The sequence below is a fragment of the Poseidonibacter parvus genome (genome assembly GCF_001956695.1).
Lineage (GTDB): Bacteria > Campylobacterota > Campylobacteria > Campylobacterales > Arcobacteraceae > Poseidonibacter > Poseidonibacter parvus.
In genome coordinates this window covers 1-20,027 of the sequence record NZ_CP019070.1, presented here as the reverse complement: position 1 = coordinate 20,027, position 20,027 = coordinate 1, and the positions used below count along the sequence as shown (strand labels likewise).

Sequence of the window (20,027 nt, the reverse complement as noted above, 5' to 3'; positions counted from 1 at the left end):
TTACATGATTTAACACTAAAAATTAAAGAGGAAACAAAATAATATATATAAAAAATAGATTAAGAAATCTAATCTATTTTCATTGCCTCTTTTATTTCATCAAAAGGAACACCACTGTGTTTGGCTAATAAAGCCATGTTTATGATTCTTACAATATGATTTGGTATAAATTTATATGTTGTAAAAGTCGTTGCTTTCACACCTATTTCTTCTGCAAAACTTCTTTGCGAAGTAAAGCCAATTTCTCTAATTAGTTTTTTAAATTCTTGTTTTTTCACTAGCTACTTGTCTTAATAAAAATTTTCGGAATTATAATCAGGAGTAGCTAAATACTAAATTAAATGAGCTATAAAAGTAGTAAATAATAGGTAAAATTTGACAAATTTGCATATTTAATATATAATTCGCGCTTTAATTTAAGAGTAAATAAAGGAAAACTGTATGAATTTAAAAATTACATTATTAGTAATGTTATTTATTACAAATATTTTTGCATCAAACTTTAACGCATCAAAATTAACACCTGCAGAAATTAAAACATTAAAACAAATAAAAATGCAAGGTAAAAAGCATGGTCTTAGTTATTCACTAATGGCAATTGCAATTAAAGAATCATCTATTGGAAAATATCTTGTAAATGTAGATAGTAAAGATTATGGATTATATCAAGCAAATATCAAAACAGTATTAAGTAGACAAAAAGCAAGAAATACTTCATGGAATAGAAATAAATATGCTATGAGATTAATTTCTGATTTTCAATTCGCTACAAAAAATGCAATTGCTGAATTAACTTATTGGAAAAAAATTCACAAGAATGATTGGAAAAAAGTTTGGGGTTCTTACAATGGTGGTTGGAAATATAATAGCAAAAGAGCTAGAAATTATTCAAGAGATATCGCAACAATAATAAAAAGATTAAAAAGAGTTAAAGTATAGTTTTATCTATACCTTAATCTCTTCATTCTCAACTTTCTGACTATATACAGTCTCTTTACCTGTTTCTAATATTTTTGCTTGTTCAACCCATTGATGCTTTTTAGCAGATCCTGGTAATAATAAAAACTCTTCAATCCAATCACAATTTTTACTTGACCAAGAAGCAATTTGATTAAAATGAAAAATACCTAATTTATTTAAATCTTTTTCTACTTTTGAATCTATACCTTTAATCTTAATAAGATTATCTTTTCCTGAAGGTCTAGGTGAACTTAGAATAAGTGGTTTATTATCAACATTTGAGTTTTTCCTAAAGATAGGATTTACACTACTTTTAGACTTAACATCCATAGTATCATTTTTATTATCATGCTTTTCATTATTAGAAGGCTTAAAAGTATTTCCTGAATTCTTTCCAATTAAATATCCAATAACCATTCCAATAATAGCTGCAATTAATAAATTTACAACTATTAATGATGCCGTTTCAATCATTTTATTTCTCCTACTATAAACTCTACTCTTCTATTAATCTCAGATAAACCTTGTTCATCATCTTTGGCAATTGGAAAATCTTCCCCATAACCTATTGCTTTAATATTCTTAGAATCAACTCCTAAGTTAACTAATGCTGCTTTAACACTATTTGCTCTATCTTGAGAGATTCTTTTATTTAAAGAGGCACTACCTCTTGAATCAGTATGACCTGCAATTTCTACAGTTAGTTTACTATTTTCTAACAAAATACTTGCAATATCTTTTACTGTTTCTTTTGATTCTTCTGTAATATTTGTACTTCTTCTTTTAAAAGTTATTTTTTTATTAGAAGTTAAATTATTTATATCTCTTTGTGCTTCTTGAACTAAACTAGATTTAACTTCAACAGCTTTAGTTACTGTATTTTCTAAATCATTTAATTTATCTTCTGATTCACTACTTAACTCAATTTTAGCAACAGTTTTAATTGATTTTGTACCAACCGTTTTAATACCATCGATAATCTCTTCTGTTTTAGACTTACTAGGTTCTTTTATATTAGTTTTTATATTAAGATTACTTTTTGCAATAATTGAATCTAATAATGGTTTAAAGTTTGAATCCTTTAATTCACCATTTAATAAAACCTCTCCATCTTCTAGTAATAACTTTGAGCCATCCAAGAAGAACTCTTTAAAAGAATCCATAATCATAGATAACTTATTTAATAAAACAACATCTTTTACTCTATTTTCTTCAAATTTATATTCACCATTTCTATTAATATTTAATAAGTCAACAATGCTTTTAGCTTGTTCTTCATCTTTAAAAGTACCATTCATTAGAACTATTCCATTTTCTTTTTGTAGTTCTAATCTAACAGGCTTTTTATTTTCTTTTATTGTATCATTCGATTCCAAACCAAGTGTTTCTAGTATGCCGCTTTTTAACTCATTTATTTTTGCAACAAATGAATCTGCATATTCACCAAACATTGAATCTTCACTACTAAAACTAGTATTTTGTGTTTGTCCATCATTTAGTATTGTTTTGTAATTAAATGTTGATACTGTGTAAGTTATTAAAATAACTAACGCTATTAATAAAAAGAAAACTTTTTTTCCTACTGACATTATTATTCCTATGGTTTTATAATTTTTAAGATTATATCTTATCTCTAAATAATTATTGATTAAATTATGTGATGTAAGAGCGTATTTTAGCTTTTTTAGGTGGATAAAACAAGATAATGATGTTAAGAATTTAATCGTTTAGTAAATCAATCCAAAAGTATTTAATATTTGAACCTCTATCAAGAACTTTCCATCCATACTCTAAAGAATGATATTGCAGTTTATTATCAATCATTCTAAAGGTCATCTCTTTTTGACAAGCTTTAGAAAAAATCTCAGTAAACTCTAAGTATGCAAAACTATCTTCAACATCAAATGTATATTTAAATTCATCTAATTCTTCAAATTGTATTTTTATAAACTCTTCTATTTTTTCTTTTATCATAAGCTTATCCTTCAAATTGGACAATATTGTACTATATTTGTATTATATTAAATTAAAACTGACTCTTTTAATATAGATTTTTTTTAGATAGAATTTAATAAAAGGAAAAATTATGAAACTTATTATTGCTGCATGTGTTTTGATGTCTTTTGTTTTCGCTTCACCACCAGAAGAGTTTGATAAAGAAAAATATTTAATAGGAGAAAAGGTTTTTGATAATAAATGTTCCTCATGTCATGTAAAATCAATGGATATACAAGTTCTAATGAGTAATTTTATAGAACATGATAATAAGGTTTTAAATCTTTTAGCACCAACAGGAAATGAAATATCATTTAGATTAAAAAGCCAAATAGGTAGTAAAGATGATATAGAGTTCCAAATAGATGAAGTAACTGATTTTGTTAAAGATTATCTAATCAATCCAGATAAAGCTAAGACAGTATGTTTAGAAGGTGTTGTAAAACACTTTGATACTATGCCTTCAATGAAAGGACAAGTAACAGAAGAAGAAATGGAAGATGTTACATTTTTCTTATACTTTTTAGAAGGCTGGAATGGAATAAATGAATATTATGAAAAAGATGAGTTCTAAACTACATGAAAAAAATATTATTAACAAGCTTATTAGCTATTAGTGGAAGTTTATTTGCAAATGAAGTAAAAGTAGTAGATGTAAAAGCAAACTGTAATGCCAACAAAGTATGTACATTTAACGTAACGTTAGAGCATGAAGACACAGGTTGGAAGCATTATGCAAATAAATGGGAGATATACACTCCTAAAGGAAAACTACTTGCTTCTAGGACTTTATATCATCCACATGTAAATGAACAACCTTTTACAAGAAGTTTATCTGGGGTTATAATACCTAAAGGCTTAAATAAAGTGATTGTAAAAGGTCATGATTTAGTTCATGGATATTCTGATGATGTTTTTGTTTACGAGTTTAAATAAAAAATTAAAAAGGATTTTAGATTAGAGAAGAACTAATAAAAAAAGGAATTTTAGTAGGCTTTTTATTGTTAATCCTACTTGTTTATACTTTAATTAGGTAAAGACATTGTTAAAATCATTATTTAGTTTATGAGTTTAAATAGAATATTTTTATTATAATTATGTCATAATATCAGTAATAAATTAAGAGAGGTGGAAATTAGGGATTCCATGTGCCTTGAACTTTTAGCTATTAATAGCAGGGCGTAACTAGTTCAGGAAAGATGCGGGGAGGTTCTCTCCCGCCTCTTAATTTGTAGTAAATTCTTCTTTAAGTACTATTATATTTTTATTTTCTTTAAAATTTTTCTTAACTTGACTTGGATTTGTTTGAAATAAAGTTGAAACTTCAGTTCTTTTATTTTTAGAAACCAAACCATAAACAAGAAGTTTATTATCGACTTTTGATAAACAATTATATATTCTATCTTTATCATCATAATAAATCATTAATGTATTATCAATTACTATTTGAAAATTGTTACTATGTATAAACTCTTTATCTAAAGGAGGATGTTTTTCCTCTATTTTCTTTACCGTAGAATCTGTCATACAAACTCTTTTTTTAAAAGTATTTCTAATTTTATGTAAAATATGATTACTAATTAAACCCAGAAATATTCTATTTTTAGAACCCATAGGAAACTCCTATACTTTCTAAAAGTCATCAAAATCAATTGACCCTTTTGAATAATTAACAACATTCCCTTCAAAGAAGTTTGTTCTTTGATCATTAAAACTTGCATAACCATCAACCCATGGAATAGGGTGTTTTACATTATATTCTGGTTTATATCCAACTGCGTCAAGTCTTTTATCTGCTAGGTATTGAATATATTGTTTAATAATTGCATCTGTAAATCCTAGGATTTGACCTTGAGTGATATATGAACCCCATGAAGCTTCAAGCTCAACTGCTTTTCTAAACATAGCTCTTACTTTTTCTTCAAGTTCTGCTGTAAATAATTCTGGTCTTTCTTTTCTAACAGAGTTAATCATGTTTTGAAATAAAAGTAAGTGTGTTACTTCATCTCTTTGAATAAATCTAATCATTTGTGAAGAACCTAGCATTTTACCTGATTTTCCAAGCGCATACATAGCTGCAAATCCAGCATAGAAATATAAACCTTCTAAGATTTGATTTGCAAAAAGTGCAAGAACAATTTTTTCATCTGTAATTTCACCGGCAAGGTTTTTATAAACATCTGCAATATAATTGTTTTTCTCTCTTAATTGCGCATCATTTTTCCACATATCATAAATCTCGTCTGTATTATCAGATATAGATTCAACCATAACAGCATATGACTTTGAATGATTAGCTTCTTCGTATGATTGTCTTGATAGACATGCATTTACTTCAGGAGCAGTAATATATGGATTAATATTGTCCATTAAGTTATTTGTTTGTAATGAATCCATAAAGATTAACTGTGATAATACTAAATCATACATTCTTTTTTCAGGAGCTGTAAGATACTTATAATCTTTAGCATCTCCTGTCATTTGTACTTCTTTAGGAAACCAAGTATTACCTTCCATAGTATCCCAAAGGTTAAGTGCCCATTGGTATTTCATTTTAGTGAAGTTAATCATACCATCACTATTACCACCAAAAATTCTTCTATCGTTTAAACTCTCTTTTGAGTCTGGGTTATATATTACTTTTCTGTCCATGTGTTTCTCTCTTATATTTTATTCAATTTTATTTAATTTATTTTCATGGGAGTTATCTTATTGACAACCAGAACATTCCATACTTCTATCTTCTACATCATTATTAGCTTCAGGAGACTGGCTTCTTAGATAATAAGTTGATTTTAATCCAAGTTTCCAAGCTAATGTATAAATTTCATGTAAGTACTTTCCACTTGCTCTATCTAAGCTCATAAAAATATTTGTACTTTGACCTTGATCTATCCATTTTTGTCTAATTGCAGCTGCTTTAATTACTTGTAATTGGTCAATTTCAAAAGCAGGTGTATAATAAGACCATGTTTCAGGACTTAATTTTGGAACAACAACAGGAATTAATCCTGATAAGTTCTCTTCAAACCATTTTCTTTTATATACAGGTTCAATAGCTTGAGTAGTTCCTACAAGAATTGAAATTGAAGATGTAGGTGCCACTGCCATTAGGTAACCATTTCTCATACCGTTTGCTTTTACTTCTTCTCTTAATACATCCCAATCATAAGCTGCATCAAATAAATCTTTATCAACTAATGCATTTACAGCTTGTGGAGCATGATCATGAGGCATAATTCCAGCAGACCATTTTGAACCTTCAAATGTTGGGTAAACACCTTTTTCAACACCTAGTTTAGATGATGAAGAAATAGCATTATAAGAAATTGCTTCCATAATAGAATCAATCTTTTTAAAATGCTCTTGTGATCCCCATGCTAACTTATGTTCAGCTAACATTTCAGCTTCACCCATAACACCTAAACCAATTGATCTAGATTTTAAGTTAGTTGCTTTTACTTTTCTTAATGGATAAAAGTTTAAATCAATAACATTATCAAGCATTCTAACAGCAATTGGAACTACTCTTTCAATATCTTCTTTAGTATTAATTCTAGAAAGGTTTACAGATGCCAAGTTACATACAGCTGTATCTCCATCAATTTTTTGTTTCTCAACAATAAATACTTTTTTACCATTAATACTATCAAGTGCAGTAACTTTATTTGCTTTCTTTTCAATTCCACCATCAACTATTACTAAATCTTCTTCTTCGTAAGTAGAAATTGAACCATCATTAAACTCTAACTTGATTTTATAGTGGTTAGGGTTTGTATTTTGAAAAATCTCAGTACAAAGGTTTGAGCTTCTAATATGTCCAACATGACTATTTGGATTTGCTCTATTTGCATTATCTTTAAAACAAAGGAATGGTGAACCAGATTCAAAATAAGATGTTAAAATCTTTTTCCATAAATCTTTTGCTTTCATTCTATCTTTTGTAATATTCTCATCATTTTCATAAGCTTCATATCTTGCTTTAAATGCATCACCATGAAGTTCAGATAAGTCTTTTACTTCATAAGGATCAAATAAAGTCCAGTAAGAATCAGCAATAACTCTTTCCATAAAAAGGTCAGTAATCCATAAAGAAGGGAATAAGTCATGCGCACGTCTACGCTCTTCACCTGAGTTTTTCTTTAAATCAATAAAGTCAACAATATCCATATGCCAAGGCTCAATATAAACTGCAATTGCACCTTTTCTTGTACCTAACTGGTCAACTGCTAATGCAACATCATTTGCTATTTTAAGAAATGGAACTGTACCTCCTGCAGCACTTTTATGGTCATCAATCACACCACCTAAAGCTCTAACTTGATTCCAATCCCAACCAATTCCTCCACCATATTTAGACAATAATGCCATTTCATGGTAAGAGTCAAAAATACCTTCAATATTATCAGGTGTTGAACCAATATAACAAGAAGATAATTGATGTCTATTTGTTCTTGCATTTGACAATGTTGGAGTTGCAAGCATTACTTCAAATTTAGAAACTACATCATAGAACTCTTTTGCTCTTTGTTGTTTGTTTTCTTCATCTTGTGCAAGAAAAATAGCAATTGCCATAAACATTTGCTGTGGTAATTCAATAGGATTACCTTTATTATTTTTAATTAAATATCTATCGTATAAAGTTTTAATTCCAAGATAATTAAATAAATAATCTCGTTCAGGCTTAATATAATCATTTAAATCATCTAAATCAAAACCTTCACCTAAGTTAGGAAGAATTCTTCCCGCATCTTTTCCATATTGTAAATATTCTCTAAAGTGGCAGTATGGCTCACCTTTTATACCATGTGTTGCTTTTCCAACTCTATGGTATAAATCAAATATAAATAATCTAGCAGCTGTAAATGTCCAGTTTGGAACATCAATATCAATTTTTTCAACAGCAGTTTTAATAAGTGCATCTTGAATATCAGAACTTCCCATTCCATCAATAAATTTGATTTGCGCATCAAGTTCTAATTCACTCTGAGATACACCATCTAAGCCTTCAGTTGCTTCTATAGTCATCTTTTGAATTTTAGTAATATCTAAAACTTCTTTACGACCATTTCTTTTTTGAATCATAATTGCCATATTTAATTACCTTTTATTTGAATACTCTTTTGAAAATTGCACTAACATTTTTTGTGTAATATTCAAAGTTGAAACATTCTCTAATTTGTTTTTCTGATAATGAATTTCTTAATTCTTCATCACCTAATAGATATTGTAAGTATAAAGACTCACCTTTTTTATTTGTTGTAGCTTTTCCTTGTTGAATTTCTTGCCAAACTTTCATAGCATTTCTTTGAACAATTCTATAAGCATCTTCTCTACTTACACCTTGAAGTGGTAGTTCTAATAATACTCTTTGAGAGAACACTAATCCACCAGTTAAGTTTAAGTTTTTCATCATATTTTCAGGCATAACTGTTAAGTTAGCAATTACATTATTCATTCTGTGAAGCATAAAATCAGATGTAATAAATGCATCTGGTAACCAGAATCTTTCACTTGAAGAGTGAGAGATATCTCTTTCATGCCATAAAGCAACATTTTCCATAGCGGGAACTGCATGTGCTCTAATTGATCTTGCAAGTCCTGTAATGTTTTCAGTTAAAATTGGATTTCTTTTATGAGGCATCGCAGAAGAACCTTTTTGACCTTTTGCAAAAAACTCTTCACATTCGTAAACTTCTGTTCTTTGTAAGTGTCTTACTTGAACAGCAAATTTTTCAATAGTTGAAGCCATAGAAGCTAGTGCCGTTGCTAATCTTGCATATCTATCTCTATGTACAACTTGATTTGAACAAGGTTCTGGTTTTAAACCTAATTCTTTCATTGCATATTCTTCTAATTCTAAGGGAGCATGAGCAAAGTTACCCATTGCACCAGAAATTTGACCAACAGAGATAACTTTTAGAGTTTGCTTTAAGTTATCTAAGTGTCTTTTCATTTCGTCATACCATACTGCAAGTGTAAGACCAAAAGTAATAGGTTCACCATGAATACCATGAGATCTTCCTACCATTAGAGTATATTTATGCTCTTTTGCTCTTTTTTTAATAGATTTCATAAGCATTTTTACATCTTTGATGATTAATTTTAAAGAATCTCTCATTTGAAGTGCAACACCTGTGTCAACTGCATCTGATGAAGTCATACCATAATGGAACCATCTAGACTCTTCGCCAAGTGATTCAGAAACAGATGTGTTAAAAGCAATTAAGTCATGTTTTGTAACAGCTTCGATTTCTTCTATTCGCTCAACTGAAAATGTTGCATTTTTTACAATTTTTTTAGCATCTTCATCAGGAATTAATCCAATTTTATTCCAAGCTTTAACAGCTGCTTTTTCTACTTCTAACCATGCTGCATATCTTGCTTGCTGTGTCCACTTTGAACTCATTTCTTCTCTTGCGTATCTTTCAACCATGTTTTATGTCCCTTGTAATCATTGTTTTAGTATTTTATAAAAAATTAGTATTTATTTTAGTATGATATACTATCTAAATAAGTTAAAAAAACATATAAAAAACAAGATAAATTTTTACCTATTTCAAAAATTATTTCAGGATTTAATATTGCCCTTCATTTTAAAAAAAATTAAAGCTATAAAAGATAAAAAATTAAGCCTTTTTTTACTTCAAGATTTAAAAGTAAATCATCGTAATGCCCAAAGATACGCGTCTAGAGGTAGAATTTTTGATGAAAATCTAAACACATTAAAACCAAGTGATAAAATCCCTACTGAATATATAAACATGGCTGTATTTGAGGGTATTTCTAGAGGACTTAAGCCTTTAATTGAGTTTGAAGAATTTGCGATATTCGACAAACCAACGCACCTAATGGTTCACCCCATTTCTAAGAGTACTCCATACTCACTTTTAGATGAAATACGCTTTCATTTTGGAGAAAATGCCAACTTAATTCACAGAATTGATGCTGAAACTTCAGGACTTGTAATAGTAGGAAAAAACAAAAAAAGTGAAAAAACTTTAAAAGATATGTTTGAAGAAAAGAAATATCATAAGTCATATTTAGCCCTAGTTGATGGAGAAATAAAAGAAGAAATTACAATTGATTCTAAACTTGAAAAAGAAGGTTTAAATATTGGTGTTAGAATGAAAGCAGGGCAAAGTGGAAAAGAATCTTGTACTATTATTAAACCTATTAAATATAATCCAGAAAAAGACATTACATTAATTGAAGCACTTCCCTTAACAGGAAGACAACATCAAATTAGAGTTCATTTATACTCAATTGGTCATAGAATCGTAGGTGATCCAATTTATGGAATAGATGATAATATTGCTGAAGCATATTTAAATAAAGAATTAGAAAAAAACAAAAGAGAAGAAGCAACAGGAAGCCATAGATTATGGTTACATGCAAACTATTTAGAATTTACATTTAAAGATATTACTTATAAAATAAAATCTAAAAATGATGATATTTATAAGTTTTTTACAAAATAAGAAGTGCCAAAAAGAGGTATCTTAAAAATTTTGCTATAACAACTAATAAAATAAATAGTTTTAAATTATATTTTAAAACTCCTGCAATAAATGTTATTGGATCGCCAATAAGAGGTAACCACGAAAATAAAATACAAATACTTCCATATTTATCAAAATAGTTTTTTGTTTTTAAAATACTCTTTTCTTTAACTAAATTCTTTTTTATTAAAAATTCTTCCCCTTTTAATCCTAAGAAATAGTTAAAAAGAGAACCTAAAAAGTTTCCTAATGTTGCAAAAAATAGAAGATAATAAATATTATAACCCTCTTTGATATCATAAATTAATAAAGCTTCACTTCCAAAAGGAATTAATGTAGCAGAAACAAAAGCTGATAAAAAAAGAATAAAATAAACCAATTTATATCTTTTATTTTTTTAAAATATATTTATATATCTTTTTTAAAGGTGCTTCAGAAATAAATACACCAAATAAAATAGTAAAAGAGGCAATAAGTTCTACTAGAGTTAATTTTTCATTTAGAATTAGATATGCCAAAATCAGAGTAAATACAGGAATTAAATATATAAAAACAGCTGCTTTTGAAGCTTCGATTTTAGTTAATGCATAATTATATAAACCATATCCTCCAAGTGTAACTACAACTCCTAAGTAAAGAACACACAAAATCGCATTTGTAGTAAAATTTAAATCACTTGTATTATATTCATATATAAAAAAAGGAAAGAAAAATATAGCACCAATAAAAACTTGAATTGCAGTTATAAATAAAGCTGAATATTTATCAGATAAATATCTAGCAACTATTGTATAACCTGCGCCACAAACCATTGCAAGTAATTCATAAAAATTTCCCAACATTGGATTTGGAGCATTTACACTCGAAACTGCTTGAAGACTCAACCAAACAGCTCCACAAAGTGCTATTAATGAACCAATAATTAGTTGTTTTGAAATAATTTCTTTTAAAAAATACCCAGCGGCCATTGCAGTAATTACAGGCATTAAAGAAGTAATCATTCCAACTTGTGAAGCTGTTGTAAGTGCAATAGCTTTTGCTTCAAAGATAAAATATAAACAAGGCTCAAAAAATGCTAGAAGAATTATATATTTAATATCATTTTTAGAAAAAGAGTATTTCATAAACCCTTTTATAAAATACAAAAAGCATAACGATGCTGTAAACATACGTAAAAATATTACAGTATAAGGTTCTAAATCATTTATTGCAGTTTTTAAAGCAATAAATGAACTTGCCCAAATAAACATGGCAAATACTAATGCAAATATTCCTACAACACTAAAATCTTTTTTCATAAAGGTTCTCAACTTTCAAATAATTCCGTATTGTACATCAAATTTTTATTTATTTTATTAATTTATAAAAAGTTTAAGATTTTTTAGATATAATTCCAATCCAAAGACGAACACTGAGAATATTTTAAATATTTTGAGTGCTCTTCTTTAGACCCTTACAATCATTATTAAAGACAACGCCCCAGGATGGGAACATAGCAAGGCACCTTTCTTATTGGTGTGTTTGGGTATCTGGAGAAGAGTACTTTTTAAGTACTCTTTTTTTTTGCACTTTTTTTAGTAAAACAATCTTAACTTATATTAAATCTTTAAAATCTGAATTTAAAATCAATAGTTTTTTCTCTAATTTATTATAAATAAATCTTCTATCATTATTTTTTATAGCTGTTAAAATAATTAGTTTTATATCATTTTGTGATTTGTTGTTTCTTTTTAACAATATAGAGAAGTCTTTTAAAGAAATAAATTCAGTTTCACTAGTAGTATTTGTTTTTTTAAGTTCTTCTATTTCAGGTTTATAAATAGAACGCATTTCATTAAAAGCACTTTGAAGAAGTTTAATTTCTGAGTTTAAAACCTTCATCATATTTTCTTGATTTTTTTCTAATCTTTTAATCTCTGAAATATACTGTCTTTTCATCCATTTCATAGATTTTTTTAATAAAGTGATTTGTTCATTTTTTACATCAATAATTGATGAAACATCATTATTATTAGAAGTAGTATTTTTTGGGATAGGAGTAATTTCTTCGATAACATCATTTGTTTCATTTTTTGATTTAGCTTTTGATATTTTTTCCATATCTGAAGTTATATAAACGAAAAGTCGTCCACCTTCTTTAATAGATTTTAATCGATTCTTTTTTATTCTATAATGTATACCTTGTAAAGAAAGCCCAAGTATTTCTGCTGCTTGACTTGTAGTAACTAATCTTTCCAAGGCTTTAACCTACATCTTCGCAGAGTCAATTTCAATTACAGTATGAACATTACCTCTTGGCTTGAAGTCTGCAATAACTTTTAACCATTTTGGATTTAAATTTTCATACAATGTATCAAAAATTTCATTTGCTGAGTTTTCATGTGATACTTCTCTAAACATAAAAGTATTAATATAAATTTTTAAAGCTTTTAACTCAATTACTTTTTCATCAGGAGTATATTGAATTTTAATTTCTGCAAAATCAGGATATCCACTTCTTGGACATTTTGCCATAAATTCAGGTAATTCAATATCTATAATATAATTCTTTTTATTTTTATTTGGCCAAAAATTTTCTGCATTATTAATATCAAATTCTCTTATTTCTTTTTCACCATATTTCATTTCCATTTGTATATAACCTTTACTAATATTATTTATGCAATTTTATCTAAATGTTACTTACAATTATTACTAAGTAAAAAAAAACAAAAATTTTAGTATAATCCGATAAATTTAATAAATATAAAAATAAGAGAGTATTATGACAGATAAAATATATGACATTGTAATTATTGGTGGAGGACCTGGTGGAATAGGCTGTGCAATTGAAGCATCTTCACATAAACTAGGTGAAATTTTGTTAATTGAAAAGACTGATAATCACTCAAATACTATTAGAAAATTTTATAAAGATAATAAAAGAGTTGACAAAGATTATAAAGGTCAAGTTTCTGTTTTACAAGGAAATGTTGATTTTTTTGATGGAACTAAAGAAACTACACTTGATTACTTCGATAATTTATTAGATAGTGATAAAATAGATTCATTATTTAATACTGAAGTTGAAAAAATGATAAGAGTTGGTGATTTTTTAGAAGTTCATACTTCAAATGGAATTATTAAAACACGAAACGCAGCTATTACTATTGGAAAAATGGGTAAACCAAATAAACCCTCTTATAAAATTCCACCATCAATAAGATCTCAAGTTAATTTTAACTTAGATAAATGTTCTTCAAATGAAAAAGTATTAGTAGTTGGTGGTGGAAATTCTGCTGCTGAATATGCTTATGATTTAGCTGATCAAAATAACAATGTTACTATGGTTTATAGAAAAGAGACTTTTTCGAGACTAAATGAAACAAATGAAGAAATATTAACAAAATATGATGGTCAAGAAAAATTAAGACTTAGAATGAACACTGATATTGAATCATTAGAAAATGAAGCAGGAAAAGTAAAAGTTAATTTTAATGATGGTTTTAGCGTATTATACGATAGAGTTATCTATGCAATTGGAGGAACTACACCTGTTGACTTCTTAAAAGCATGTGGAGTGGATGTAGATGAAAGTGATAAACCTATTTTTGATAAACATCATGAAACAACAGCAAAATGTGTTTATGTTGCAGGAGATATAGCTATGAAATCTGGTGGTTCAATTGCAATTGCTTTAAATCACGGTTACCATATTGTAAATAATATAATTAGAAAAAGAGGTCAAATATTTTCACATACAGAAATAGTAGCCTCTATTGAAGATAATTAAACCATAGATTTTAATCTATGGTTTTTTTTAATCTTACATAATCAAAATAAAACTCATCTAACTTATTCATATTCTTTCCATCTGGCACTATAGTTTTAATTTTTAATAAATTAAATACTTCAATTTTATCTTTACTAAGAAGAAAATCTTTTAAAATTAATTTATTATTTTCCATATTACTATTATTTCCAAAGGCTATAATCATATTATTAAATATTCTTGGGCTTTCTTCCAAAATTTTAATCTTTTTTGTTATACTAGGGTTAAGTTCAAGCATTGTTTCATACTCATAAGAATCTACAACAGAAGCATCATAAGACCCAAAATATGTTTTTAATAAAATAGAACTATTGGCTAAAAAGTCAATATTATCAAGAATCTTTTTTGCACTTTTTTTAGTTTTTTCTATATATTTTTTTTCTAGAAAGAATTTAGATATTTTATTTGCACTATTTATTGCTATTTTTTTATCTTTTAAATCAAAAAGACTATTTATATTATTATTAACAATTAAATATTTTTTATGAAAATCATACTTCATATCTTTTTTCATAAACCAGTATTCATCTGTAATACTTTTAAATTTTTCTATATTTTTAACATAATCGTAAGGAGTAAAAACTAAAATATCAATTTTTTTATTAAAATAATCATTAAGCATATTTTCATTATTGTCATAAATTTTTAAATTTATATATGTGTTATTATTAGAAGTTACTTTTTTAATCCAAGTTTTTAGCGCACTTCCTGAATTTTGATATTTCATCATTTTTCCAAGATTTGTATTAAAAGCTAGTATTTTTTCAAGTTTTTCTTCTTGTGAGAATAAAAAAAGAGGTAAAATTAATAATATTAAAATTTTAAAAAACATTAATTTACCCCTTTTCATTTATTATAAAAAGAAATTAAACATCAAGATGTTCAACGTCTTTTGCATGTTCTTCTATATAATTTCTTCTTGGTTCTACTTCATCACCCATAAATAGAGTAAACGTATCAGATGCAACTTCAGCATCTTCAACTGTAACTCTAAGAAGTCTTCTAGCTTCTGGAGTCATTGTAGTTTCCCATAATTGCTCAGGATTCATCTCACCTAAACCTTTATATCTTTGAATATAAGCACCTTTTTTAGCTAATCCTTCAATTTCATCAAGAATTTCAATTAAGTCTCTTCCATCAAACATAGAAATATCTCGCTCTACAAGCTTATTATAGATATATGTAGCTTCAGAGAAATAAGGTGAAGCAAATAACTCATCATCAATGATAAGCTCTTCTAGACCTTCATTTGTTTGCACAAACAATTGAATTTTATCTTCAGTAATACTTTTAGATAAAACGTTGTAACCTTTTTCATCTAAGAATGATTTTACTTCATCATATAATTTAGAGAATTCTAAATTAACTAAATCAGAATTTTCAATTAAATGCTTTAATACTTCAGATAAAGAGTATCTTTTTTCTAATTGACCTAACATTCCTCTATATCTAGAAACTGTTTTAAATAAATCAACTAAATCGTTGTAACCTAAACCTTCAAAAGAGAATGATTCTAAACCATTTTCGATTAAGAAGTTTGATAATGCAGTATCATCTTTTAAATAAGTTTCATTTTTACCTTTTTTATATCTATATAAAGGTGGCTGTGCAATATAAAGGTATCCACTATCAACAATTGGTCGTAAGAATCTAAAGAAAAATGTTAAAAGTAATGTTTGAATGTGAGATCCATCAACATCGGCATCCGTCATAATAATGATTTTATGATATCTTACTTTTTCTTCATTGAAATCTTCACCAATACCACAACCAATTGCAGTAATCATATTTCTAATTTCGTCAGATTTTAAAATTTTATCAAGTCTTGATTTTTCAACATTTAAAATCTTACCTTTTAGTGGTAAAATTGCTTGATAAACTCTATCTCTACCTTGTTTAGCTGAACCACCTGCTGAATCCCCTTCTACTAGGTATAATTCTCTTACAGCTGGATCTTTTGATTGACATTCTGCTAATTTACCAGGAAGAGTTCCAACTGTCATAGCATCTTTTTTTCTAGTTAAATCTCTTGCTTTTTTAGCAGCTTCTCTACCACGTGCTGCCATTAAAGCTTTTTCCATAATAGCTTTGGCTTGATTTGGATTCTCTTCAAAATGCTTAACTAATGATTCAAAAGTAACTTTTTGACAAATAGGTTTTACATAAGAAGATCCTAATTTACCTTTAGTTTGTCCCTCAAATTGTGGTTCTGGAACTTTTACAGAAATAATAGCAATTAGACCTTCTCTTACATCATCACCTGTAATTTTTGCGTCTTTGTCTCTTGCTGATGCATTTTCATTTACATACTTAACAATTGCACGAGTTAGACCTGCTTTAAAACCTGCTTCATGTGTACCACCATCAATTGTTCTAATATTATTTACAAAAGAAAGTGTTTTTTCTGTATATGTTGTGTTATATAAAACAGCGAAATCTGCTTCAATATCATCTTCACTTACATTAAATGAAACTGCTTCAGTTACTGCTGTATCTTTATTTATATCATTAGCAAATTGTGCAAGTCCACCTTCAAAATGGTAAACTTCTTTTTTATTTACTCTTTCATCTTTTAACTCAATTGTAATACTTGGATTTAAATATGCAATCTCTTTAAATCTCTTTGATAAAACATCAAATTGAAAATCAACTACTTCAAAAATAGTAGCATCTGGCCAAAATTCAATTGTTGTTCCAGTTTTTCTACAAGTATCAATTACTTTTAAATCTTCTACTGGAATACCTGTTTTAAACTCTTGAAAATGAACCTCATTATTTTGATAAATTGTCATTTTTAAATCAGAAGATAAGGCATTTACAACAGAAACACCAACCCCATGAAGTCCACCAGAAACTTTATAAGTATCTTTATCAAATTTTCCACCAGCATGAAGTACTGTTAAAGCAATAGTAGCAGCTGATTTTTTTTCAGTAGGGTGCATTCCTGTTGGAATACCTCTAGCATTATCAGAAATAATACAAGAACCACTTTTTGTTAAAGTTACTTTAATAGTGTCACAAAAACCTGCCATTGCTTCATCAATAGAGTTATCTACAACTTCATAAACACAGTGATGTAGACCATTTGTATTTGTATCACCAATATACATACCTGGTCTTTTTCTAACTGCTTCAAGACCTTTTAAAACTTTAATATTACCAGCGCTATATTCGTTGCTCATTTATGTATTCCTTGTTATTTCTATTTTTCTAAAACAATTGGCATTACAATTGTATAAAACTTATCATCTTCTAAATAAAATGGTAAATTTGATTCATTAAATCCAACAGCTATATTTTCATTATTTGTCATAGATAAAAAATCTAATAAGTATTTAGCATTTACAGCTAAATAAAATTCATTATCAATATTTAATGGTAAATCAATTTGTGTTTTTGATTCTGTATCTTCATCTAATGATTCAAATATAATTCCATCTTTGTTAAATGTAACTTTAATATTTGAAAATAAAGATGTAACTAATTTAATAGATTCAACTAAAACATTTTTTGGTAGTTTTAAATTGTATTTTAAATTTTGTGGAATAATTCTTTCATAATCTGGATATTTTCCATTAATTAATTTTGTAAAGAAAGTCATTTTATCATTTGATACTACTAAATTAGTTTCATCATAAGTAATTGTTGCTTCGTCTAAAAATAGTTTTTGTATTTCTATAATTGCTTTTTTAGGAATGATAAATTGTGATTCTTCATTGTTAATATTTTGTAAATGTGATATTGCTAATCTTCTAGTATCAGTTGATACAAAATTAATCTTAGAACTTTTAATATCTATTAATGCACCATTTAATTCAAATTTAGGATTATTGTTATCAATTGCTGGAGTAATTTTTCTTACAGAATTAATAAAATTTAATGTTGAAATATCTAAATTTTTAAGATTTTGTGATTTTGTTAATGATGGATATTCATTAGCATCATACATTGGTAATTTAAATGTAGATTTATTTTGTTTGATAATTATATTGTTGCTTACTACTTCAAATATAATATCTTCATTTTTTAATCTTTTAATAATACCTAATAAATTAGAACCATTAGTTGTAGCTTTTCCATCTACACTATCACTTATATTATCTATATGTGATTCTAAACCGATTTCATAATCAGTTGCTTTTAAAATTAAATTTCCATTATTAGTTTCTAGATATATATGTGATGTTATTGAACTAGCATCTTTTTTTTCTAAAAAAGGTTGCATTGATGATATTACATTTTCAATGATATTTTTTGTAATTACAAACCTCATTTTATCTCCTATTTCTTTTTATTTTATTAGTGGCAGTAGTAGAGCATGTGAAAAGATGAAAATACATCTTTAGAGTTGTCTGTATCGAAACTCTTTCATGTGATTAAACGAAATGAAATATTCACACCTTTTCACACAAACTCTTAAAACTTTTTCAAGTTTAGTACTTTTACCACTCCTTATTTATGATTTTATTCTTTAAATTTTCTATAATTAATTTAAAGTTCTCGTCTTTTTCAATTAACTCATTTGCTTTTTTAATATTATGAGAAATTGAAGAGTGATCTTTCATTCCAACAAACTTTGCAATATCTGGCATTGAGTTATGTGTAAGCTCACGTGCAAGATATATAACAACACGTCTTGCATTTGCAACTGTTGCTGTTCGTTTTTTAGATTTAATATCACTTGGTTTTATATTAAGTTCTGATGCAACTATATTAATTACATCTGGAAGTTTAATATTTTCTTTTGTTTCTTTTATTTGATCTTTTAGTAAACCTTGTACCATTTCTAGGGTAATATCTTGGTTTAATAAAGATGCAGATGCATTAATTCTAATTAATACACCTTCTATTTCTCTAATTGAATTATCTAAATTTGTTGCAATAAAATTAATAATTTCTCTACTTAATTCAATTCCATTTAAATCAGATTTTTTTTCAATAATTGCAATTTTAGTTTCTAATCCTGGTATTTGAATATCAGCTGTTAAGCCCCATTCAAATCTAGATTTTAATCTATCAACTAATCCTGCTATTTGTGAAGGTAGTCTATCTGATGTCATTACTATTTGTTTTTTTGCATTATGTAATTCATTAAAGGTGTGAAAAAACTCTTCTTGAGTTTGTTCTTTTCCAGATAAAAATTGAATATCATCAATTAATAAAACATCACATTTACGGTACTTAGACCTAAAATGTTCCATGTTTTTATTTTTAATTGAGAATGTAAAATCATTCATAAACTGTTCAATCGTTACATAAATTACTGTCTTACCATTTTCAATAGCAGAGTTTCCAACTGCTTGTAAAAGGTGAGTTTTACCTAAACCAGTTCCACCGTAAATAAATAGTGGATTATATTGAACTCCAGGTTTATTTGAAACTGCTAAAGAGGCGTTATAAGCCATTTGATTTGAAGGTCCAACAATAAATGAATCAAATGTATATGATGGGTTTAGTATTGTACTTTCGGCAGTTTTATTTTCTATTTGTTCTTTTATAATTTCTTTTTTAGATTTTTTTTCACCTGCAATTTTTATTTCAATTGTAGGTTTAGTTCCATCAAATATTGTAAAACAATTTTGTATCACATCAGTGTATTTACTTTTAATCCATGATGCAATATATTTATTTGAAACTTCAAAAATAGCAATATTATCGTCAGATGATATTTTTTTATATACAAGCTGTTTTAAATATCTGTCGAAATCAACAGTAGTAGCTTCTTTTTGAATAATTGATAAAAACTCTTTGTTTGTCAT

Annotated in this window: 21 protein-coding genes; 5 read left to right on the top strand and 16 right to left on the bottom strand. The window is 27.1% G+C overall.

The annotated features are described in order from the left end of the window. Positions 1-68 precede the first annotated feature (68 nt). Positions 69-278, bottom strand: a complete 210-nt coding sequence (locus LPB137_RS00105) for a hypothetical protein (protein ID WP_076082714.1) — start codon at positions 276-278, stop codon at positions 69-71. Positions 279-441: 163 nt separating this feature from the next. On the opposite strand from LPB137_RS00105, the gene LPB137_RS00100 reads away from it, so the two are divergent. Then, positions 442-939 carry a transglycosylase SLT domain-containing protein gene (locus tag LPB137_RS00100; RefSeq protein WP_076082711.1) on the top strand — a complete coding sequence of 166 codons (498 nt, stop codon included), beginning with the start codon at positions 442-444 and terminating at the stop codon, positions 937-939. A gap of 6 nt (positions 940-945) precedes the next feature. On the opposite strand, the gene LPB137_RS00095 is transcribed toward LPB137_RS00100, so the two are convergent. The 3 genes from LPB137_RS00095 to LPB137_RS00085 all read right to left on the bottom strand — a co-directional run bounded on the left by LPB137_RS00095 (position 946) and on the right by LPB137_RS00085 (position 2,934). After that, on the bottom strand, positions 946-1,434 hold the full coding sequence (locus LPB137_RS00095) for a hypothetical protein (protein ID WP_076082708.1): 489 nt from the start codon (positions 1,432-1,434) through the stop codon (positions 946-948). Further along, positions 1,431-2,549, bottom strand: a complete 1,119-nt coding sequence (locus LPB137_RS00090) for an OmpA family protein (protein WP_076082705.1) — start codon at positions 2,547-2,549, stop codon at positions 1,431-1,433. The genes LPB137_RS00095 and LPB137_RS00090 overlap by 4 nt, the downstream gene beginning before the upstream one ends. Before the next feature lie 130 nt (positions 2,550-2,679). Next, positions 2,680-2,934 (bottom strand): hypothetical protein, encoded by a 255-nt coding sequence (locus LPB137_RS00085; protein WP_076082703.1) that lies wholly within the window; start codon positions 2,932-2,934, stop codon positions 2,680-2,682. 112 nt (positions 2,935-3,046) lie between these two features. Here LPB137_RS00085 and LPB137_RS00080 point away from each other — a divergent pair, with 112 nt between their 5' ends. Next, positions 3,047-3,529 (top strand): hypothetical protein, encoded by a 483-nt coding sequence (locus LPB137_RS00080; protein ID WP_076082700.1) that lies wholly within the window; start codon positions 3,047-3,049, stop codon positions 3,527-3,529. A 5-nt stretch (positions 3,530-3,534) separates the two neighbouring features. Continuing rightward, positions 3,535-3,891, top strand: coding sequence for a hypothetical protein (locus LPB137_RS00075; RefSeq protein WP_076082697.1), 357 nt, complete (start codon positions 3,535-3,537; stop codon positions 3,889-3,891). A 288-nt stretch (positions 3,892-4,179) separates the two neighbouring features. On the opposite strand, the gene LPB137_RS00070 is transcribed toward LPB137_RS00075, so the two are convergent. The 4 genes from LPB137_RS00070 to purB are packed head-to-tail and all read right to left on the bottom strand — an operon-like array spanning position 4,180 to position 9,391. Then, positions 4,180-4,569 carry a hypothetical protein gene (locus LPB137_RS00070; RefSeq protein ID WP_076082694.1) on the bottom strand — a complete coding sequence of 130 codons (390 nt, stop codon included), beginning with the start codon at positions 4,567-4,569 and terminating at the stop codon, positions 4,180-4,182. Between the two features lie 18 nt (positions 4,570-4,587). Next, positions 4,588-5,607 (bottom strand): ribonucleotide-diphosphate reductase subunit beta, encoded by a 1,020-nt coding sequence (locus LPB137_RS00065; RefSeq protein ID WP_076082677.1) that lies wholly within the window; start codon positions 5,605-5,607, stop codon positions 4,588-4,590. 57 nt (positions 5,608-5,664) lie between these two features. Then, positions 5,665-8,049 (bottom strand): ribonucleoside-diphosphate reductase subunit alpha, encoded by a 2,385-nt coding sequence (locus tag LPB137_RS00060; RefSeq protein WP_076082675.1) that lies wholly within the window; start codon positions 8,047-8,049, stop codon positions 5,665-5,667. Positions 8,050-8,062: 13 nt separating this feature from the next. After that, on the bottom strand, positions 8,063-9,391 hold the full coding sequence (gene purB, locus LPB137_RS00055) for an adenylosuccinate lyase (RefSeq protein WP_076082673.1): 1,329 nt from the start codon (positions 9,389-9,391) through the stop codon (positions 8,063-8,065). A 148-nt stretch (positions 9,392-9,539) separates the two neighbouring features. Between purB and LPB137_RS00050 the strand changes: the two genes are divergently transcribed. Next, the gene (locus tag LPB137_RS00050; RefSeq protein WP_076082671.1) at positions 9,540-10,436 is read left to right on the top strand and encodes an RluA family pseudouridine synthase; all 897 of its coding nucleotides are present in this window, start codon (positions 9,540-9,542) and stop codon (positions 10,434-10,436) included. Here LPB137_RS00050 and LPB137_RS00045 read toward each other — a convergent pair. The 4 genes from LPB137_RS00045 to queF form a co-directional block, all read right to left on the bottom strand. Further along, on the bottom strand, positions 10,426-10,836 hold the full coding sequence (locus LPB137_RS00045) for a YqaA family protein (RefSeq protein WP_076082668.1): 411 nt from the start codon (positions 10,834-10,836) through the stop codon (positions 10,426-10,428). The genes LPB137_RS00050 and LPB137_RS00045 overlap by 11 nt on opposite strands. A gap of 10 nt (positions 10,837-10,846) precedes the next feature. Next, on the bottom strand, positions 10,847-11,755 hold the full coding sequence (locus tag LPB137_RS00040; RefSeq protein WP_076082665.1) for a DMT family transporter: 909 nt from the start codon (positions 11,753-11,755) through the stop codon (positions 10,847-10,849). Between the two features lie 295 nt (positions 11,756-12,050). Beyond that, on the bottom strand, positions 12,051-12,695 hold the full coding sequence (locus tag LPB137_RS00035; protein WP_076082662.1) for a helix-turn-helix domain-containing protein: 645 nt from the start codon (positions 12,693-12,695) through the stop codon (positions 12,051-12,053). Positions 12,696-12,704: 9 nt separating this feature from the next. After that, the gene (gene queF / locus LPB137_RS00030; RefSeq protein ID WP_076089135.1) at positions 12,705-13,082 is read right to left on the bottom strand and encodes a preQ(1) synthase; all 378 of its coding nucleotides are present in this window, start codon (positions 13,080-13,082) and stop codon (positions 12,705-12,707) included. 139 nt (positions 13,083-13,221) lie between these two features. Between queF and LPB137_RS00025 the strand changes: the two genes are divergently transcribed. Next, positions 13,222-14,229, top strand: a complete 1,008-nt coding sequence (locus LPB137_RS00025; RefSeq protein WP_076082659.1) for an NAD(P)-binding domain-containing protein — start codon at positions 13,222-13,224, stop codon at positions 14,227-14,229. Between the two features lie 10 nt (positions 14,230-14,239). Here the strand turns inward: LPB137_RS00025 and LPB137_RS00020 are convergent, their stop codons facing one another. The 4 genes from LPB137_RS00020 to dnaA form a co-directional block, all read right to left on the bottom strand. Beyond that, positions 14,240-15,100: a PhnD/SsuA/transferrin family substrate-binding protein gene (locus tag LPB137_RS00020; protein ID WP_076082657.1), complete on the bottom strand. Its 861-nt coding sequence runs from the start codon at positions 15,098-15,100 to the stop codon at positions 14,240-14,242. Positions 15,101-15,134: 34 nt separating this feature from the next. Further along, positions 15,135-17,450, bottom strand: a complete 2,316-nt coding sequence (gene gyrB / locus LPB137_RS00015) for a DNA topoisomerase (ATP-hydrolyzing) subunit B (RefSeq protein WP_076082655.1) — start codon at positions 17,448-17,450, stop codon at positions 15,135-15,137. 20 nt (positions 17,451-17,470) lie between these two features. Next, complete coding sequence (dnaN, locus tag LPB137_RS00010; RefSeq protein WP_076082653.1) at positions 17,471-18,541, bottom strand: DNA polymerase III subunit beta; 1,071 nt, start codon at positions 18,539-18,541, stop codon at positions 17,471-17,473. 169 nt (positions 18,542-18,710) lie between these two features. Further along, the gene (gene dnaA / locus LPB137_RS00005; RefSeq protein ID WP_076082651.1) at positions 18,711-20,027 is read right to left on the bottom strand and encodes a chromosomal replication initiator protein DnaA; all 1,317 of its coding nucleotides are present in this window, start codon (positions 20,025-20,027) and stop codon (positions 18,711-18,713) included.